The organism is Psychrobacter proteolyticus (assembly GCF_039762275.1).
In the GTDB taxonomy this organism is placed as follows: Bacteria; Pseudomonadota; Gammaproteobacteria; order Pseudomonadales; family Moraxellaceae; genus Psychrobacter; species Psychrobacter proteolyticus_C.
Window position 1 is genome coordinate 25996 of record NZ_JBDLOB010000003.1, and the last position, 19661, is coordinate 45656.

General features: G+C 42.8%; 12 protein-coding genes. 9 read left to right on the forward strand and 3 right to left on the reverse strand.

Features of this window, described 5'->3' with window-relative positions; all coding sequences use genetic code 11:
* Positions 1 to 658 precede the first annotated feature (658 nt).
* The 3 genes from gltB (at position 659) to ABFV72_RS05960 (ending at position 8263) form a co-directional block, all read left to right on the forward strand.
* Complete coding sequence (gltB, locus tag ABFV72_RS05950; protein ID WP_347162812.1) at positions 659 to 5122, forward strand: glutamate synthase large subunit; 4464 nt, start codon at positions 659 to 661, stop codon at positions 5120 to 5122.
* A gap of 218 nt (positions 5123 to 5340) precedes the next feature.
* Complete coding sequence (locus tag ABFV72_RS05955; protein WP_347162813.1) at positions 5341 to 6762, forward strand: glutamate synthase subunit beta; 1422 nt, start codon at positions 5341 to 5343, stop codon at positions 6760 to 6762.
* 289 nt (positions 6763 to 7051) lie between these two features.
* Positions 7052 to 8263 carry an FUSC family protein gene (locus ABFV72_RS05960; RefSeq protein ID WP_347162814.1) on the forward strand — a complete coding sequence of 404 codons (1212 nt, stop codon included), beginning with the start codon at positions 7052 to 7054 and terminating at the stop codon, positions 8261 to 8263.
* An 81-nt stretch (positions 8264 to 8344) separates the two neighbouring features.
* Here ABFV72_RS05960 and ABFV72_RS05965 read toward each other — a convergent pair whose 3' ends face one another.
* Complete coding sequence (locus tag ABFV72_RS05965) at positions 8345 to 9478, reverse strand: ABC transporter substrate-binding protein (RefSeq protein ID WP_347162815.1); 1134 nt, start codon at positions 9476 to 9478, stop codon at positions 8345 to 8347.
* Positions 9479 to 9852: 374 nt separating this feature from the next.
* Here ABFV72_RS05965 and ABFV72_RS05970 point away from each other — a divergent pair, with 374 nt between their 5' ends.
* Positions 9853 to 10680, forward strand: a complete 828-nt coding sequence (locus ABFV72_RS05970; RefSeq protein ID WP_347162816.1) for a 3-oxoacyl-ACP reductase — start codon at positions 9853 to 9855, stop codon at positions 10678 to 10680.
* Positions 10681 to 10895: 215 nt separating this feature from the next.
* On the opposite strand, the gene ABFV72_RS05975 is transcribed toward ABFV72_RS05970, so the two are convergent.
* Positions 10896 to 11726 (reverse strand): Cof-type HAD-IIB family hydrolase, encoded by an 831-nt coding sequence (locus ABFV72_RS05975; protein ID WP_347162817.1) that lies wholly within the window; start codon positions 11724 to 11726, stop codon positions 10896 to 10898.
* A gap of 298 nt (positions 11727 to 12024) precedes the next feature.
* Between ABFV72_RS05975 and ABFV72_RS05980 the strand changes: the two genes are divergently transcribed.
* The 4 genes from ABFV72_RS05980 to ABFV72_RS05995 all read left to right on the forward strand — a co-directional run bounded on the left by ABFV72_RS05980 (position 12025) and on the right by ABFV72_RS05995 (position 14897).
* Positions 12025 to 12531 carry a hypothetical protein gene (locus ABFV72_RS05980; RefSeq protein ID WP_347162818.1) on the forward strand — a complete coding sequence of 169 codons (507 nt, stop codon included), beginning with the start codon at positions 12025 to 12027 and terminating at the stop codon, positions 12529 to 12531.
* A 452-nt stretch (positions 12532 to 12983) separates the two neighbouring features.
* Positions 12984 to 13457, forward strand: coding sequence for a BLUF domain-containing protein (locus ABFV72_RS05985; RefSeq protein ID WP_347162819.1), 474 nt, complete (start codon positions 12984 to 12986; stop codon positions 13455 to 13457).
* 373 nt (positions 13458 to 13830) lie between these two features.
* A complete protein-coding gene (locus ABFV72_RS05990) occupies positions 13831 to 14310 on the forward strand; it encodes a BLUF domain-containing protein (RefSeq protein WP_347162820.1) in 480 nt (159 codons plus the stop codon).
* A 107-nt stretch (positions 14311 to 14417) separates the two neighbouring features.
* Positions 14418 to 14897 carry a BLUF domain-containing protein gene (locus ABFV72_RS05995; RefSeq protein WP_347162821.1) on the forward strand — a complete coding sequence of 160 codons (480 nt, stop codon included), beginning with the start codon at positions 14418 to 14420 and terminating at the stop codon, positions 14895 to 14897.
* Positions 14898 to 15026: 129 nt separating this feature from the next.
* Here the strand turns inward: ABFV72_RS05995 and parC are convergent, their stop codons facing one another.
* The gene (parC, locus tag ABFV72_RS06000) at positions 15027 to 17333 is read right to left on the reverse strand and encodes a DNA topoisomerase IV subunit A (RefSeq protein ID WP_347162822.1); all 2307 of its coding nucleotides are present in this window, start codon (positions 17331 to 17333) and stop codon (positions 15027 to 15029) included.
* A gap of 457 nt (positions 17334 to 17790) precedes the next feature.
* Between parC and ABFV72_RS06005 the strand changes: the two genes are divergently transcribed.
* A complete protein-coding gene (locus tag ABFV72_RS06005) occupies positions 17791 to 19584 on the forward strand; it encodes a vWA domain-containing protein (protein WP_347162823.1) in 1794 nt (597 codons plus the stop codon).
* The last annotated feature ends 77 nt before the right edge of the window (positions 19585 to 19661 follow it).

Sequence of the window (19661 nt, forward strand, 5' to 3'; positions counted from 1 at the left end):
TACAATTTATGGCTGATGAATCGATAGAAAAGACTAGATTTTTCGACAATCATTAACTAATATAACTGTGGGCGACGTTCTGTATAGTTATCGTAAAAAATGTCTATTTAACAACTATTTAGCGGTTTTTTCTTAGTTTTAGAGTTCTTTACTAAATATTATTGTCTCAAGCGCGGTTACTTACTATCTATAATAAGGTTATCGTAAGTGACGCAACCTCTCTTATTGTCACTCTTTTTAGGGTAAACAAAGTGCTTGAATACAGAGCGTCAGATATTCAAGATAAACAAGTGCACCGTTATTAAGTCATTGTATGCTTAGCTCTAAATGCTAAACATGACAATATAACAAATGATGCTTAAATGGATGGCATTAGGTATCACTGATTGAGTAACTGGCATTTAAGGGCGTAAATTCTCCCGTTGCCAAGGGCTGCTACTTACTATCTTTTGATACACGGACCACATGTCAAGACATCAGCTAATGACCAGGAGGGTCAAGGGTTTTACTTTCTCTTAGAGTATGATGTCTATCGAGCATTGCACTATTTGCCAATTCGAACACACGAATATCCACTATCAGCCCGTTCTGCTTACGGGTACCAACTTATACTCCGCATTGGAAATGTAAGTTGCCCGTCTACTTAAAAGGACAAGCTATGTCAATGATTTCCTCACAAACACACCTGGCCACGCCAGATGATTTTTCTGATAATTGCGGTTTTGGCCTAATTGCCCATATTGAGGGTGAAGCGAGCCATGATTTGGTAAAAACTGCCATTCATAGTTTAAGTTGTATGACACATCGCGGCGGTGTTGCTGCTGACGGTAGAACTGGTGATGGTTGTGGCTTACTATTAGCGACGCCTACCGATTTCTTTAAACAGATTGCTGACGAGCAGCAATTTGCCATTACGGACAACTTTGCTGTCGGTATGGTGTTCGTTAATTTAGATAGCGATAAAGCCAAGCATAGCCAACAAGTGTTAAGCGATGAGATTACCGCCCAAGGATTAGAAGTGGCTGGCTGGCGCAATGTACCACTTGACCTGAGTATTGTTGGTGAGATTGGTCGTGAGACATTGCCAGACTTTAAGCAAGTGTTCGTTAATGCGCCAGATGATCTAGCTGCTGATGACTTCAACCGTAAGCTGTTTGTTGCACGCAAAAAAGCAGAGCAGCGTTTGACGGATGATGAGCTATTTTACGTCTGTTCATTGAGTTGTCAGACCATTATTTATAAAGGCTTGGTAATGCCTTCAGACTTGCCAGCGTTTTTCTTGGATTTGCAAGATGAGCGTTTGGCGTCACATATCGTAGTCTTCCATCAGCGTTTCTCAACCAATACCTTGCCGCGCTGGCCACTGGCACAGCCATTCCGTTATCTTGCGCACAATGGTGAGCTCAATACCATTACAGGTAACCGCAACTGGTCTAAAGCTCGTACGCCAAAGCTAAAATCAGACAAACTGCCTAACTTGAATGAGCTGACACCACTTGTAAATAGTACCGGCTCAGATTCATCTAGCTTAGATAACATGCTCGAAGTGCTTATGTCTGGTGGTATGAATCTGTTCCATGCAATGTCTATCTTGGTACCGCCAGCGTGGCAGAATGTTGATAGCATGGATATGGATCTACGTGCGTTTTATGAGTTTTACTCACAGCATATGGAAGCGTGGGACGGTCCAGCAGGGCTAGTCATTCAAGATGGACGCTATGCGGTCTGTATGCTCGATAGAAACGGTTTGCGCCCGTCACGTTGGGTAACCACTAAGAACGGCTATATCACTGTTGCATCAGAAGTTGGCGTTTGGGATTATGAGCCACAAGACGTGTTAGCAAAAGGTCGCGTTGGACCTGGACAAATGCTGGTCATTGATACGTTGACTGGTCAAATTTTAGATACGACGGCTATTGCAACTTTACTAAAAACGGCGCATCCATATCGCAAATGGTTGCGTGAAGAAGCAACGCGTGTTCGTGATGATGAACGTCTAGAAGAAACGTTGGCAACGCAAGCGTGCCGCGGTGATAAGCTCAAAGCGCTACAAAAGATGTATCACATCACCAATGAAGAGCGCACAGAAATCATTCGCCCTAATGCTGAAAATGGTCAAGAACCAGTCGGCTCAATGGGTGACGATACGCCAATGGCTGTATTGTCGCAGCAAATTCGCCATGTCGGTGATTTCTTCCGTCAACAGTTTGCACAGGTAACCAATCCGCCAATCGATCCATTACGTGAATCAATCGTAATGTCATTGCAGACTTGTTTAGGCGCTGAGACTAACGTGTTCGCGCCATCTGCGAGAGATGCTCATCGTATTATTTTGTCATCGCCAGTATTGTCAGCTAGCAAGATGCAGCAGCTTGAAACCTTGGATGATCCAGCGTTCAAGATGGCTCGTATTGATCTAAACTATGACCGTACTCTAGAGCTATCTGATGCTATCGTGGCTATTTGTGAGCAAGTGGCAGATAACATTCGCTCAGGTAATACGTTGATTGTCTTGTCTGATAAAGATATCGATGCAGACAAAGTACCCGCCAATGCCATTATGGTGACTGGTGCTGTGCATCATTATCTAATCGCGCAAGGTATTCGTACCGATGCTAACTTAATCATTGAGACGGGCCTTGCCCGTGACTCGCATCAAATAGCGGTATTGATCGGCTTCGGTGCAACTTGTGTCTATCCATATCTAGCATATGATGTCATTGATGATTTGGTCGCTACTGGTGAGTTACTTGGTGATCCGATTCAAGCCCGTGTTAATTTCCGCAAAGGCTTGGATAAAGGTTTGCTAAAAATCTTATCAAAAATGGGTATCTCTACCATTGTTTCTTATCGTGGCGCGCAGTTGTTTGAAGCAGTAGGCCTATCAGAAGAAGTCGTCAATTTGTGCTTTAAAGGCGTACAAAGTCGTATCAAAGGCGCTACCTTTGCAGACCTTGCTACTGATCAAGCACAATTGGCTGCCAATGCGTTTAAGCGTCGTGCCCCTTTAGATCAGGGCGGTCTGCTTAAGTTCGTCTTCAATAAAGAGTACCATGCCTTTAACCCTGATGTGATTAACAGCTTGCATACCGCGGTACGTACAGGTGATTACGATAATTACCGCAATTATGCCGATCTAGTTAATAGCCGTCCGGTCGCGACTTTACGTGATTTATTGCAACTGAAAACCGATAACAGTATCGATGTCAATGACGTAGAAGATATCTCTGAAATCTTGACGCGTTTTGACTCAGCTGGCATGTCATTAGGGGCGCTATCTCCTGAAGCGCATGAGTCCATTGCGATGGCTATGAATACCATCGGTGGTCGTTCAAACTCTGGTGAAGGCGGTGAAGATCCTGCGCGTTATGGCACATTGCGCAACTCAAAAATAAAGCAAGTTGCCTCTGGTCGTTTTGGGGTAACGCCTGCCTACCTTCGTTCCGCTGAAGTCATGCAGATTAAAGTAGCCCAAGGTGCGAAGCCTGGTGAAGGTGGGCAATTACCTGGTGGTAAAGTCAATGCGCTGATTGCACGCTTACGTTATTCAGTACCAGGTGTGACTTTGATTTCACCGCCACCGCATCATGATATTTATTCTATCGAAGATTTGGCACAGCTGATTTTTGATTTAAAACAAGTCAATCCAGATGCATTAGTATCGGTTAAATTGGTCTCACGTCCAGGTGTTGGTACGATCGCGACAGGCGTTGCAAAAGCCTACGCCGATTTGATTACTATTTCGGGCTATGACGGTGGTACGGCAGCGTCTCCGCTATCGTCTATCCATCATGCAGGCTCGCCATGGGAGTTAGGTTTGGCTGAGACTCATCAGTCTCTACGAGTGAATGGGTTACGTGATAAGGTACGTGTTCAGACTGACGGTGGTCTAAAAACAGGACTGGATGTAGTAAAAGCTGCTATCTTGGGTGCAGAAAGCTTTGGCTTTGGTACCACGCCAATGATTGCAGTTGGTTGTAAGTACCTACGTATCTGTCATTTAAATAATTGCCCGACAGGGGTTGCTACTCAAAAAGCCAAGCTGCGTGATGAGCATTTCATTGGCGAAGCAGAAATGCTGATTAACTTCTTTAAGTTTGTCGCGACCGAAACACGTGAATGGTTGGCAGCGCTAGGTGTTCGTAGTATGGAAGAGCTGGTCGGTCGTACTGACTTGCTTGATATCTTAGAAGGTAATACGGATAAGCAGCGTCATCTTGATTTAACGCCATTGCTATTTAGTCACCCAGCCAGCGTAGGCAAAGCACAAACTTGTCAGGTTGAGCGTAATGAGCCGTTTGATAAAGGCTTGCTTGCTGAGCAGATGATTAGCGATATGCTGGTGAAAATTCGCAAAGGGGCGGGCGGCGACTATAGCTATTTCGTTGGTAACTGTGACCGCTCTATTGGTGCTCGTATTTCTGGTGAGATTGCGCAAGTCTGGGGCAACCTTGGTATGAGCGATATGCCAATTAAGCTTCGTCTGACAGGTACTGCAGGACAAAGCCTAGGCGTGTGGAACGCTGGCGGTTTAAATATCGAGCTTGAAGGCGACGCCAATGACTATGTGGGCAAAGGTATGGCAGGCGGTGAGATTGTTATTTATCCGCCGAAAGACTCAAACTTTGTAGCACAAGAAACGGCCATCATCGGTAATACCTGTCTCTATGGTGCAACTGGCGGTAAGCTATATGCTGCCGGTACAGCAGGTGAGCGTTTTGGCGTCCGTAACTCTGGCGCACACGCAGTTATCGAAGGCACAGGCGACCATTGCTGTGAGTATATGACTGGCGGTATCGTCACGATTCTTGGACGTACTGGACTCAACTTCGGTGCCGGTATGACGGGTGGTTTTGCGTATGTACTCGATATGGAAGGTGACTTCTTTGACCGTTGCAACCATGAGCTAATCGATCTAAACCGTATTTCAAGCGAGCAAACAGAAGAGCATCGCATTCATTTGCAACAAGTGATTGAAGCTCATGTAGATAAAACAGGCAGTGCATGGGGTCAGACAATTCTGAACGACTTTGAGCACTATGTTCGTAAGTTCTATTTGGTGAAGCCAAAAGCGGCGAACATTGCAAGCCTTCTTAAAACTACCATGGCCGACCCACAATAGCCGATACATGACTGCCTATCGTATCAATGGAATGTATTGATGGATTGGCAGTCGCTTTAATCAGGTTAGCCAGCGTTCCGTTTTTAGAGACGTTTTAACTCACAGGTTTTCAGCAGGTACGTGACAGCAGCGATACATTTCTTAGATTTTAGACAAACCAAACATCGCTGACTGTCGCCACCCACTGCAAAAGAGCCTTATATAAAAGAGATAGCACCATGGCAAAACGCTTAGAAAATAACTTCCAGTTTTTAGATGTACCAAGATTTGATCCAACCAAAAAAGACATTGCAACGCGTTCAACAGAGTTTGTTGAAATTTATAAGCCTTTCGAAAACGAAGCCGTTGCTCAGCAAGCGCATCGCTGTCTTGAGTGTGGTAACCCGTACTGCGAGTGGAAATGTCCAGTACACAACTATATCCCTAACTGGCTAAAACTGGCCACAGAAGGCCAGATATTTCAGGCAGCTGAATTGTGCCACCGTACCAATACCTTACCTGAAGTATGCGGACGAGTTTGCCCACAAGATCGTCTGTGTGAAGGCGCTTGTACGTTAAATGATGGTTTTGGTGCAGTGACCATTGGTAATGTTGAAAAATATATCAACGATACTGCGTTTGCACTTGGCTGGCGTCCAGATATGTCTGAAGTAGTTTGGACAGATAAAAAAGTCGCTATCATTGGCGCAGGACCAGCGGGTCTGGGTTGCGCGGATATTTTGGTCAGAAATGGCGTCAAACCAGTCGTCTTTGATAAGCGCCCTGAAATTGGTGGCTTACTGACATTCGGTATCCCTGAGTTCAAAATGGAAAAAGACGTCATGCGCAATCGCCGCGTGATCTTTGAAGACATGGGTATCGAATTCCGTTTAGAGACAGAGATTGGTACAGACGTCACCATTGATGAACTATTGGCTGAGTATGACGCGGTATTTATGGGTATGGGTACATACACCTATATGCGCGGCGGCTTCGCTGGTGAAGAGCTGACAGGCGTCTACGATGCACTAGATTACCTGATTGCCAACGTAAACCGTTGCAATGACTGGGAAAAAGACGCTGAAGAGTACATCGACTTTAAAGGTAAAAAGGTGGTGGTACTTGGTGGCGGCGATACAGCAATGGACTGTAACCGTACCAGTATCCGTCAAGGTGCCGACAAAGTAGTTTGTGCCTATCGCCGTGACGAAGAAAACATGCCAGGTTCACGCCGTGAAGTGGTCAATGCTCGCGAGGAAGGCGTCGAGTTCTTATTTAATCGTCAGCCAACAGAAATCATCGGCTTAAACGGTAAAGTTAACGGCGTAAAAGTTGTTACTACTCAGCTGGGTGCACCAGACAACCGTGGTCGTCAACGCCCTGAGCCAATTCCTAATTCTGAAGAGATCATCCCATGTGATGCAGTCATCATGGCCTTTGGTTTTAGACCAAGTCCTGCTGATTGGTTCGAGTCTCAGCAAGTGGGGATGGACAGCTCTGGTCGCGTATTAGCAGCCGAAAAGCAAACCTTCAAATTCCAGACTCAAAATCCTAAAATCTTCGCTGGTGGCGATATGGTGCGCGGTTCTGACTTGGTTGTGACCGCGATTTGGGAAGGTCGTGAAGCTGCGGAAGGTATTTTAGACTACCTAGAAGTGTAATACGCTAGCGCAATAGACTGCTATTCATTAACACTGACGCAGTTCTCAATGAAGAATTTGACGAGTCATTTGATAAGTAATCTTCAATAGCCTAGATTTCAATATAGTGTGCTAGGATATTTTTTATAACGCCTTTTACCTGTGAACAATAGGTAAAAGGCGTTATTTTTTGCCCGTCATTTTGCTGATAGAATATCCATTTATACTTACCCATAGTTATTGAGATTTTTTAATAATCCTTTACTAAAATGTCTCACTTAAATATTCCATCCAAAAAGAGTAGCCTTGCGTGAAATCCACCCTTTATCAGCGTATTACTGCTCCATTTGTCGAACCCTATGTTCGCTACCAACATGCAGATATCCTACATGCCACCCGACTAGGTACGGCTGTGATACTGGCTTTATTGGTCAATAAAATCACTAACCTTCCGCACGGTGAATGGACGACTATTACCGTATTTATCATTCTAGGGTTGTTGCAATACCAAGGTGCTATTTATACCAAGGCTAAAGAGCGCGTAATCGGTACTTTATTAGGTATTGGTACTGCGCTTGGGGTGTTATGGTTTAATCAAAATGCAGGTGCATGGTTGTGGGTGGACTATGCGCTTATTGGTCTGCTCAGCGGTATCATTGGCTATTTAGCCGTCAGACAGCTTGGGTATACAGGGCTGCTAACGGGCATCACTATGTTGATGATTGTCTCTGATTTAGGCAATAATAGCATTGGTCAAGATGGCATCTACCGCGCGCTAAATATCCTACTGGGGACAGGCGTTTCGGTAGCAGTGACGCTAATTTTGCCGCTCAAATCAACGTTGATGTGGCGGTTCTTATTGAGTAGCAACCTTGACGCTTGTAGTAGCCTCTACGCAGGCGTAGGTCATCATATTGACGCAACGGATGGAGTAGTGGATGATTCTGTTCAAAAGCTGAACCCATTGGCTTTTCCTGTTAAGGAAGTACCCGTTGATAGAGCATTGGTCACAGCGTTACAACAGATCAATAAACGTCTGCTGGCTGTGCGTCCACATATTGCGGCGACAGCCAGTGAGTCAGGTATCGAAAAAGAAACGCTAGAGACGATCCAACGTACCCATCGTAATATTATCGGAACGATTGATTTACTACTAAGTGCGGCACCGCGCTTGGCAAATATCGAAATTGATGAAGAAAACCATGTTCTATTGGTACATTATCAGCATGAGCTAACCCAAGCGATGCAACATATGGCAGCGGTGTTACGTAGTCCAAGCGATGAGGTATTTCGACCCATTACTCGTATTGCTGTCTCGGAGTATCCAAGCGTACAGCACCTGGCGTTTGAATGGCAGGGCTATTTTTGGTTGACCCAAACCTTGCAGACTCAGTTGCAGCAGCTGAGTGATTTACTTCAAACATCGAAGCCGCATTGGTTTGCTGCATCCGGTCTGGGCTATCAGCGCCGCGAGCAGCGCCGAATGAAAGAGCAGGGCGGCGAGACGGATTTACATTTATAGCGCAAAAAAACGCTGACCATTTAGGATCAGCGTTTTTATTTTTAAAAGACTACTTTATTTTAAAGTACTAAATCAAAACTATTAACGACCAGTCTTTAGCTTATCCCAATACTGTTGATACACTTGCAACGCCTCATCGCCCACATCTTCTTGGAACTCAGCTTTTGCCAGTACTTCTTTAGAAGGATAAATCGTTGGGTTGTTTTGGACGCTCTCATCCATCAGCTCACGCGCTGCTATATTTGGTGATGCGTAGCCAATCTCTTCGCTGACTATTTTTGCATTTTCAGGACGTAATAAATAATCAATAAACTTATGTGCTGCATCAACTTGTTTGGCATTTTTTGGAATGACAAAGTTATCCATCCACAAGATAGCGCCTTCGGTTGGATACTTATAAACCAAGCTGGTCAGACCTTCGTCATTGGCCATGACTGCTTCACCATTCCATGTCATACCAAGCGCAGTCTCACCCTCGATATACGGCATACGTGTCGCATCAGAGTTAAAAGTTTTGACGTTTGGCATCAACGTGGTGAGCTTATCGTAAGCGGCTTCGATTTCGTCAGGATTGCTACTATTACCTGAGTAGCCAAGGGTCAGCAGTGCCATACCGAATACTTCACGCACGTCATTGGTCAGCATCACCTGACCTTTATACTTAGGATCCCATAGGTCATTCCAACTATTGACAGTTTTTGGATCGACACCGTCACCGTTAATGGCTAGACCAGTGCTGCCCCACATATAAGGGATAGAGTATTTGTTGTCAGGATCAACTTTGGTATTGGTAAATGAGGTATCAAGGTTTTTGAAATTGCTCAATTTAGATTTGTCTAGCTCTTGCAACAGCCCTTCTTTCGCCATCTTTTCAACATAATAAGTCGATGGAATCGCTAAGTCATACTGGCTCGAATCATCCAATAGTTTGAGCTTGGCATACATGGCTTCGTTAGAGTCAAATGTGGTGTAATTAACTGAGATGCCAGTTTCTTCTTCAAAACCATCTAAAATCTCTTGCGGCATGTATTCTGACCAGTTGTAAAGGTTCAGCGTCTCATTACTCGCCGCAGCACTGCCATCCGCTGCATTGTCAGAGTTGCTACAACTGGCAAGTACCAAGCCGACAGCCGCTGCTAACAATGCTTTTGGCACTATACGACCGACACTAGCCGAGGTGTGAGTAGTTGGATGGGACGATGATAAATGGGTCAAAATATCTCTCCTAAATAAAGATAATGCAAATCAGAAAAATTCAATAAAAAGCCAAAAAGATAAAAGCCTAATAAGGCCAATAGAACTATTATGGTCATTAGTTTATACAATTTAAAGGGTTGTTATTAAGGTAATACTTAATAATACTAATAAAAATAGCCAGTTGGGTTAATGAGAAGAGTAGCAAAACTAACTGAATAACAGCTAATTTTGGGTAGAATTGCTAGCGAGCTGCTAACGTCGAATCGAAAAAAGATAGTATATAACCATGCTATGATTGGCACAGGCCGAAGTATGACGAACATCATTTAAGCAGATATCAGCCTTTGGCTCTAAGACACCAACCATACCATAATAATAAAGGATACAGCACAATGACCGAAAGTACCTCAACTCAAAACACCTTGAATAAAAGCCACTCAGTTATACCAGCATTGCTTACGGATAAAGTCGCCATAGTCACTGGTGCCAGTCGAGGGCTTGGTGCACAGATTGCACAGCAAATGGCAGCAGCAGGCGCTATCGTTTGCGTCAACTACCTCAATAGTAAACAGGCTGCTGAGGCGGTAGTGGCTGACATCATCGCGACAGGTGGCCAAGCATTTGCTTATCAGGCGGATGTGACCGATCTTGAGCAAGTACAAGCCATGGTAGCTGAAGTCATCACTCGTCATGGTCGTATCGATATATTGGTCAATAATGCTTTGCCCAGTTATCAGTTCAATCCAAGTGCTGCGTACACCAGTATTGAGACCGTAAAGTGGTCGCATTTTTCACAACAAATGGACGGTATCGTTAAAGGCGCAGTCAATACAGTGCAAGCGGTGCTGCCTCAAATGAAAGCGCAGCAAGTAGGTAAAATTATTAATATCTCAACCAATCTTGTCTACAACCCAGTGGTTACCTATTATGATTACACCACGGCTAAATCAGCGTTGATTGGGCTAACGCGCAACCTAGCAAGTGAGCTTGGTCAGTATGGTATCCGGGTTAATTTGCTGGCAGGCGGATTATTAAAAACTACCGATGCAAGTAGCTTAACCACTGAAGAAGTATTCGACTATATCGCGACTACAACACCGCTGCGCCAAGCGACTTCGGTGGCTGACTTTGCCAATTCAGTATTGCTCATGGCATCCGATTTGAGCATGGCGATTACTGGACAATCTATCGCTGTCGATGGTGGCTTGACTATGCCTTAATTGAGCCCTTAACTGACGCCTTAAGGTTCTATTGGATTTGTAGAAGAAAAGAAACGATCGTCGACGTAATGAAATCATCACCGCTACAGTTTTCATTTGAATCGTCTATATAAAATTAGACCATAATAAAAAGCCCTTACTAGTCGGTTAGTAAGGGCTTTTTTAAATGAACGTTAATTAGATAAATATTAATGGCTTTATGTGCCTGAACAGTCTTATGACTTCATTTCTAACTGATTAAGTACGGTTTGAATACCATACTCTTCAATCGTCCCAGTGACGAAATCAGCGCGTTCTATTAAAGCTGGCTGCGCATCTCCCATGGCCACGGCAAACCCAACCAGATCAAACATCTCTAGGTCATTCATACCATCACCAAATGCCATGCACTCGCTTGCATCTACATCATAGTACTCGCATACATCTTTGATACCGCGAGCTTTTGATGCCTCTGCTGGTAATATATCAGCACCAATCTGATGCCAATGTACCAGCTTTAAATCATACTGGGCAAAATTGATGTCTTGCATCTTTTCTTGCTGATTGTTAAAAAATACCGAGCACTGATAGACAGTATTTAATTTGTAGTACTCAGGGTCAAGGATCGAATTGGACGTGACCGCATTGAACTCGCGTAAACGTTCATTTTCACCTGACCAAGCGATATGAGTGGCAGAGTCAAACTTATGAATCAAATCACTCTGCTGGCACAGGCGCACGATTTTATCTGTCTGTTCAGCAGTTAATGGATAATGGCTGATTCGGCCGCTTTTATCAAAACTATATTGTCCATTCATACAAATAATGGCATCCAATATATCTGCGTCGAGCAACGCTAGAATGTCTTCAGGCAATATGGCTTTAGAACGACCAGTCGAAATTACCAGTTTAATATCGGTATCTGCAAGCTGCTCAAGCGTCGCTTTATTGTGTTCAGCGATGATGCCGTTACGACTTAGGGTATCATCAATGTCAAAAAAGATGATTTTGGGGGTCGAAATCTTAGTAGTCATACTTTCTTTGGCAATCTTATCTTCGATAAACATGATGATCCTATTATTCTTAGTCGTGTAGTTACAATGATTCAGATACTACTACAACATACCCAATCAGATAAATACCTATCGAGTAACCTATGATGCTGCAAATACGCTTATTGAGACAGTATTTGGATGTAGCCTGTAGAACCGCTCATTGCTTGTCCAAAGGATTAACAAAAATGCTAAACGATATGATTAACTTAACCGTGTTTATTTATTATAAAGTTATATTCAATTATCAAAACTAATCTACGAAATAAGATGACTATCATCATTAATGCATCAGTTACCTAAAGGAATAAATATGAACTTCTTTACCTTAAAATCGGTTACAGTTTTGGCAACCTTGGCTTTATCTGCCAATGCTTTTGCAATGGATGTTGAATTTAATGATGCTGCTTGGGATGGCAAAAAAATACCTGAGGGGCAGCAATGTTTAAACTATGATGGCAAAAGTCCAGCCACGCCTAGCATGACTGTTTCAAACATTCCGGTAGGCGCGGAAAGCTTGGTGTTCGTCTACAACGATGTAAGCAACAAACGTATGCAGCATGGCGGCCATGGCATTGTCGAGTTTGTACTACCAGAGGGTGCTACGAGCGCAGAAGTGCCAAGAGTATTTGGTCATACTTACGAAGTACCAGTAGGTATTGAGATGGTTGCAGAATACCGTAACCGTAAAGGTGAGGCGGGCGGTGCATATAAGCCGCCTTGCTCTGGCGGCAAGAACCATCTATATACGGTAGATGTACAAGCATGGCAAGGCGACTCGGTACTTGCTGAAACAACAGTTGAGATGGGTCGGTATTGATACGTTAGCTATTCAATTAATATGCAACAATTAGTATGCAACAAAGTCGTCTATACAAAACTGTTTATACATAGCATAGACGGCTTTTTATTGAAGGTAGGTTGTGTTTTATATACCTATAAATACGCTAACTTAATAAACATGATAGACCCTGATAAATGCTTGTAGAGTTTAGTCTATAAGTAAACATGACTTAGTCATATAAGTGCGTTGAGGCAGGGCTATAGGAGAATATAGATTAGGCTTGTTAACTATTAGAATAATGCCAAGATACTGAACGTGACAACTTTGTAGTATAATTTTACTACTATGGATATCGGTATGCTATATCATTGAAACTTCTATGTTATAAATCTAAAAAAATCATAGCAAATGATAAAAAACGTTATTAATTATACTTTATCCTAAAGTATACCTTGATTTGAATGAATTTTTTATAAATAAGGTTTCTTATGAACATAACGACAAGCCAACCTTCAGAAGATAGAAAAAGGCATGGCGAGCATATTCTTATCCACATGACATATATCGCCAAAAATGTCGATCTAGATTCGGGGATTGAGCTGACTCGCGCACTTGAGTACTGGCGCAGATATTTTGAAGAGAACGATATCGTTTCAGCTTTAGTCATTAGTGAAGGTTATTTCGTTCAAAGTTTTCAAGGGACAAGACCTGCTATCAATACTGCCTTGGAAAAGATACTTGACGAGCATTCCACTATTGTTCCTAATATTGTGAATATAGAGGAAATTGAATCGCGCCAATGGAGTGGGTTTTTAGTTAAACATCTAACCTCAAGCGTTGAAGATGAAGAGCATGCCCTAAAGAACTTTTCAGCAGGCTCTGACTACAATCCTTATCTAATGAAAAGCTCTCAGATTGAAAGCTTTTTGAAAGCGATATTTAAAGATGCTGAATCTAATTAACTTTAAATGAATAGCATTTAGTTTTTAAGCATTTACCTCTTAGAATAGGCAACATCCACTTGTCCTAGCTAAAATATAAAAGCCGTCTATACCTGTGTATAGGCGGCTTTTTGTTGAAAGTAAGTTAGCAGTATCGGTACAGGATGTTTTCTTAGCAACTGGATAAAATATTGGCGGATGTTCATAAGTGACTATTCATACCTGACTCTTGCAGGACTTAACTACTAAAAATGACCTAGTGATATCTGTTTTTATCATGTTATTACAAATTATAGATGACAAGAAACTGGTCAATTCCCAAGAGTTTTATTGATTATACTTTATGATAAAGTGTATATTAATTTATATACCTATTATATAAATGGATTTTCTTATGCAAATAACGACCAATCAAACGTCAGAAAATAGGAAAAGACATGGCGAGCATCTGCTGATTAGCCTAACGTATATCGGTAAAAACATCGAAATGAAAACAGGTATAGAGTTGACTCGTGCTCTTGAACAGTGGCGAAGATACTTTGAGGAAAGTGGGTTAGTTGCAGCGCTTGTGATCAATGACGGTTACTTTGTTCAAAACATTCAAGGCTCAAGACCGGCGGTCAACGCTGCTCTAGCAAAGATAATTGATGAGCATTTTAAGATTATTCCTAATGTTGTCAAGGTGGAAGAGATAGAAGCGCTTCGATGGGATGGGTTTGTAACCAAACACCTGACGGAAAGTGTCGAAGATGAAGAGTATGCCTTAAAAAGTTTCTCAGCAGGGTTTGATTTCAATCCTTACCTAATGAAAAGTACTCAGATTGAAAATTTTCTAACAGCGATATTTGAAGGTGCTGAATCCGATAGGTTTTAAGTGAGTAGCATTTACATATCATAAGAGTCATCTATTTTAATTGGCGTAAAAAAGCCGTCTATAAAGTATCTTTTGATTTAGATAGTTTTTTATAAATAAGGTTTCTTATGCGTATCACTACCGGCCAACCTTTAGAAGATAGAAAAAGACATGGTGAGCATATTACTCTCAGCCTAACGTATATTGGCAGAAATAGTGACAGTAATAATGGGATAGGGTTGGCTCGTCTGCTTGAGCAATGGCGAAGGAATAATGAAAAAAGTGGTGTAACCTCAGCGCTTGTCGTGAATGACAATTACTTTATTCAAAATATTGAAGGTCCAAGACCTCTTATCAATGAAATACTAGTAAAATTAATCAGTGAGTACTCTTACCTAGTACCCCACCTCAGTGAGATTGAGGAAATAGAAGAACGTAGGTGGGATGGGTTTTTAATAAAATATTTAACATCAAGTGCAGAAGACGAAGCATATACCCTAAAAAGCTTCTCGGCAGGTGCTGACTTTAATCCGTATTTAATGAAAAGCACTCAGATTACAAGCTTCCTGAAAACGATCTTTGCGGTTAGTGAATCCAATAAATCTTAAGTAAATTCTTGATTTTGATTGTCATAAGAAAGCCGCCTATACATTGTGTATGGGCGGCTTTTTAATAGGAGCTGTTTAATTTTATCATCTAAGTTTTAAACTAGGATTTCCAAAATTTAACTAGTCAAACTAGCCAACCTCAACACTCGTCACATTCTGAAAACCTCTTGGCAACTGACCACCACGATTACCACGAACACCCGTATAGTTAGCCAAATCATTTGGCTTGAGTGTCACATGGCGTTTGCCAGCAGTGATGACAAGGCTGTCTTGCTGACTAAGTGGTGTGATAGCAAGTACTTCTTCCCCGTCTTTTAGTTTAATAAGTTTGTTACCTTTACCGCGAGCCTGTTCAGGCAAATCATCAAGGGCAAATATCAGTAGGTATCCTGCATTGGTCGCGACAGCAACATGATCAGGGGTCACGCGTGTATTGCTATTTTCACCTTCGGTATTAGCGGCGGTCTCTACTGGCGCGTCGATACGTGCAACAGGGAGCAAGCGACTATCAGTTGCTAGGTTAATGACGTTTTTACCAGCTTTTTGATTGCTATCGAGGTTGCCAATGGTATTGATAAAACCATAACCTGCTGAACTAGCAAGGATAATGCGTTGATCGTTATCACCCGTTAGTAGCTGCTCAAAGCTAGCGCCCGCTGGCGGCTTTAATACACTGGTCAATGGATCACCTTGACCACGCGCAGACGCTAAGTTGTGCGCATCGATACTATAGCTGCGTCCCGTACTGTCGAGTACGTAAATTCTTTCGTTTGATTTGCCGCGCACGTGCGCTTGATAGCTGTCACCTGAGCGGTAACTCATACCAGCAGCATCGACATCATGACCTTTGGCAGCACGAATCCAACCCGCTTTTGATAAGATGGCAGTGACCGGCTCACTCGGTACGAGATCTGACTCTTTCAGTGCTTGCGCCTCTTCACGCTCTGCTAATGGTGATGCACGCTCGTTGCCATGTTCTTTCATATCGGCGGTAAGCTCATCGATCATCAGATTGGTTAGACTGTCTGGATTGTCTAAGTACTCTTGAATGATGGCACGTTCGGCAGCGAGTTCATCTTGCTCGCGGCGCAGCTCAATCTCTTCTAATTTTGCCAACTGACGCAAACGAATATCCAAGATAGCATTGGCTTGAATGTCAGTCAGGTCATAATCCTGCATCAAGGTCGCTTTTGGATCATCCTCTTCACGAATGATGCGAATCACTTCATCAATATTCAGATAAGCAATCAGTAAACCTGCCAAGATATGCAAGCGTTTATCGATTTTATCGAGGCGATATTGCAAGCGTCGCGTGACCACCGAGCGGCGACAGATTAACCATTCTTCCAAGACTTCCTTTAGGTTTTTCACCTGAGGCTTACCATTTAAGCCAATCATATTCATATTGACGCGGTAATTGCTTTCTAGGTCAGTACTAGCAAATAGGTGACTCATGACACGATCGACATCGACTCGCGTTGAGCGTAACTCAAGGACGATACGGCAGGCATTTTCGTGATCTGATTCATCATGAATATCCGTCACCCAAGGCAGCTTCTTATCAGTCATAAGCTTAGCAATTTGCTCTTGGATTTTGTTGCCTGAAACTTGGTAAGGAAGCGCATCAATAATGACGAGATTTTTTTCTTTAGGATCGATATGGAACGTCGCGCGCATCTTATAACTGCCACGTCCAGTCTCGTACATCGCTTGCAAATCTTTTTTGCTAGTGATGATTTCCGCTGGCGTTGGTAGGTCAGGTGCTGGTACCGATTGGGTAAGCTGCTTAACCGACAGCTCTGGGTTTTTAAGCAGACGAATGGCAGCGCGTACCACTTCATTAAGGTTATGCGGTGGAATATCGGTTGCCATACCAACCGCAATACCTGTTGTACCGTTTAATAAGATATTAGGCAGGCGGGCAGGTAGGGTAGTTGGCTCTTGCATCGTACCATCGAAGTTATCTTGCCAGTCGACCGTGCCTTGACCCAATTCTGCGAGCAATGTATTGGCATAAGCCGACATTTTAGCTTCGGTATAACGCATCGCAGCAAAAGATTTCGGATCATCTGGGCTACCCCAGTTACCTTGACCAGTGATAAGCGGATAGCGATAACTAAACGGCTGAGCCATCAGTACCATGGCTTCATAACAAGCGCTATCACCATGTGGATGGTATTTACCCAATACATCACCGACCGTACGCGCGGATTTTTTCGCCTTAGCAGATGACTTTAGCCCAAGCTCGCTCATGGCATAGACGATGCGACGCTGGACAGGTTTTAGACCGTCGGCGATATTTGGCAGCGCCCGATCCATGATGACGTACATGGCATAGTTGAGATAGGCCTGCTCAGTGAACTCTGCGACTGAACGAGTATCCATCGGCTCATTAGGGATAATTGGGGCGATCGTATGATCAATAACATCAGACATAAAATAGGATTCACTTATCAGTTTTAATAGGTATAAATAATTGGTTCAAGCATACAAATAGGATAGTGCTATCGTAAAGGATATTGCACCAATTAAAAAGACGTATGTCAGAATATACGACATCTCGTGACGTGCTTAAAATAAGCGCTTATAAAGGTCTTTTATAGTATGGTGATTCATAGCTTTTATAGATTAAGTTAAGTATAGTAAATCTAATATTTGTTTTTTATAAGGGTAATAAATATCTTAATATTTAATCGTTTTTATTTAGGATATTTTATCTGTCTGTAGTCTACAGACAGTAGGTTCAGAATAGTTTTAATGCAAAATTAATAACTGAAAGTATGACAGTTAATAGACTGAATAAGGCGGCTGATTTGTCTATTTAAATAGCATTAACCATATATTGACACGGACAAGTCGCTACCGAATTATCTTACAATAAGGAATTTCTGTTATGTCATTTGACCCTTTATCTAAAATTTCTGCCTCTACAATGCTAAAAAATGAAAATAAGCGCATAGGGAAAAAGTCTACTAAAAATGTACTATTAATTACTGCTATAGCAAGTCTAGGATTGACAGCCTGTAGCCCTTCACAAATGAGCAAAACGCTACCAGCCGAGACAAGCAGCACAGTCAATCAAGATGCAGCAGTGGTGTCAGAGTCTATCATGGCGTCACCCAGTGTTAAGCCCTCAGTCATCAGCCAACAGATGATGATACGTTCTGCGGCGCAGACAGGTATCGTACGCCCACTACCGAGCATCATAGTCACGCCAGAGGCAAAAGACAACTATCAAAAAAACGCAGCCAATCCTGTACATCGAACTACGGATATGGCGGTTTCTACCTTGTCTATCGATACCGATACGGGCAGCTACGCCAATGTGCGCCGCTATTTAAACGAGGGTCAACTACCACCTGTTAATGCCGTACGGGTAGAGGAATTGATTAATTATTTTAACTATCAATTTGATGATGGCAAACGCTTAGGTAGTGCCCCGTTTGTTGTATCAACTGAAGTAGTGGACTCGCCTTGGGATAGAGCGGATCAGGATAATAAAATCGTAAAGGTTGGCATCAAAGCCGTTGATAGTAGCTGGTCGCAAAAAACAGATAAGCGGTCTATACCACCTGCCAATCTCGTATTTTTAGTAGATGTCTCAGGCTCTATGTCGTCGCGCGATAAGCTGCCACTGGCACAGTCTTCGCTTAAGCTGTTAACAGAGCAGATGCGCGCTCAAGACAGCATCAGTATTGTGACCTATTCAGGTAGTACTAGTGTGGCGTTGCCTGCGACCAATGGTGACCAAAAAGCAAAAATATTGGCTGCAATCGAGGGATTAAATGCCTCAGGCTCAACCAATGGGGAAGATGCTCTTAAATTGGCCTACAGACAAGCTGAGCAAGGACTAAAAAAGAACGGTATCAATCGAATCATGATGTTAACGGATGGCGATTTTAATGTCGGTATTAGTGATGTCGATGAGATGCTTGATTTGGTCAAAGCCAATCGCGATCGCGATATCTCTTTGTCTACCGTTGGCTTTGGTCGCGGTAATCTGAATGATCACATGATGGAGCAGATGGCGGACAACGGCAATGGTAATTACAGCTATATTGATAGTCTAACTGAAGCAAAAAAAGTCTTTGGCGATGAATTAGCCGCGACATTTAACACCGTCGCTAAAGACGTAAAAGTCCAAGTTGAGTTTAATCCTGATGTGGTGAGTGAGTGGCGCTTGATTGGTTATGAAAATCGCGTACTGGCTGAAGAAGATTTCAATAATGACAAAATTGATGCAGGTGAGCTTGGGGCAGGTAAGGCGGTTATCGCTTTGTTTGAAGTGACACCAAAAGGTCAAAAAGGGTTATATAGCGATCGCCGTTATGCTAATAGTAATGCCAGTATTAGTTCGAATAACAAAAAGAACTCTAATGAGCTTGGCTATCTAAAAATTCGTTATAAAGAACCGACAGGTGGTAGCTCCAAACTCGTTAGCCAACCTATTAATAAAGCTAGCCACGCTTTAAATAAAGCCAGTATCGATACTCAGTTTGCGATGGCAGTAGCAGGATTCGGTCAACGCTTGACTCAAAGCGATTATATTAACGATTGGCAGTACAGTGATAGCACTAAGCTTGCCAAAAGTAGTATCGCAGATAGACCAAGTAGCGATACTGATGGTACTCGTCGCAATTTTGTGACGTTGACTGAGCTGGCGAGTACACTAAAAAACAGCCGATAGTGAACAGATATCGTGTCGGCAGGGTCATTAAGGGGCAAAAGTCAATGGTCATATTTTCTAATAGCTTGACTGAGTTT

Coding starts and splice junctions, on each gene's coding strand:
- gltB (WP_347162812.1), top strand. CDS start 659: ATGTCAATGATTTCCTCACAAACACACCTGGCCACGCCAGATGATTTT.
- ABFV72_RS05955 (WP_347162813.1), top strand. CDS start 5,341: ATGGCAAAACGCTTAGAAAATAACTTCCAGTTTTTAGATGTACCAAGA.
- ABFV72_RS05970 (WP_347162816.1), top strand. CDS start 9,853: ATGACCGAAAGTACCTCAACTCAAAACACCTTGAATAAAAGCCACTCA.
- ABFV72_RS05975 (WP_347162817.1), bottom strand. CDS start 11,726: ATGTTTATCGAAGATAAGATTGCCAAAGAAAGTATGACTACTAAGATT.
- ABFV72_RS05980 (WP_347162818.1), top strand. CDS start 12,025: ATGAACTTCTTTACCTTAAAATCGGTTACAGTTTTGGCAACCTTGGCT.
- ABFV72_RS05985 (WP_347162819.1), top strand. CDS start 12,984: ATGAACATAACGACAAGCCAACCTTCAGAAGATAGAAAAAGGCATGGC.
- ABFV72_RS05990 (WP_347162820.1), top strand. CDS start 13,831: ATGCAAATAACGACCAATCAAACGTCAGAAAATAGGAAAAGACATGGC.
- ABFV72_RS05995 (WP_347162821.1), top strand. CDS start 14,418: ATGCGTATCACTACCGGCCAACCTTTAGAAGATAGAAAAAGACATGGT.
- parC (WP_347162822.1), bottom strand. CDS start 17,333: ATGTCTGATGTTATTGATCATACGATCGCCCCAATTATCCCTAATGAG.
- ABFV72_RS06005 (WP_347162823.1), top strand. CDS start 17,791: ATGTCATTTGACCCTTTATCTAAAATTTCTGCCTCTACAATGCTAAAA.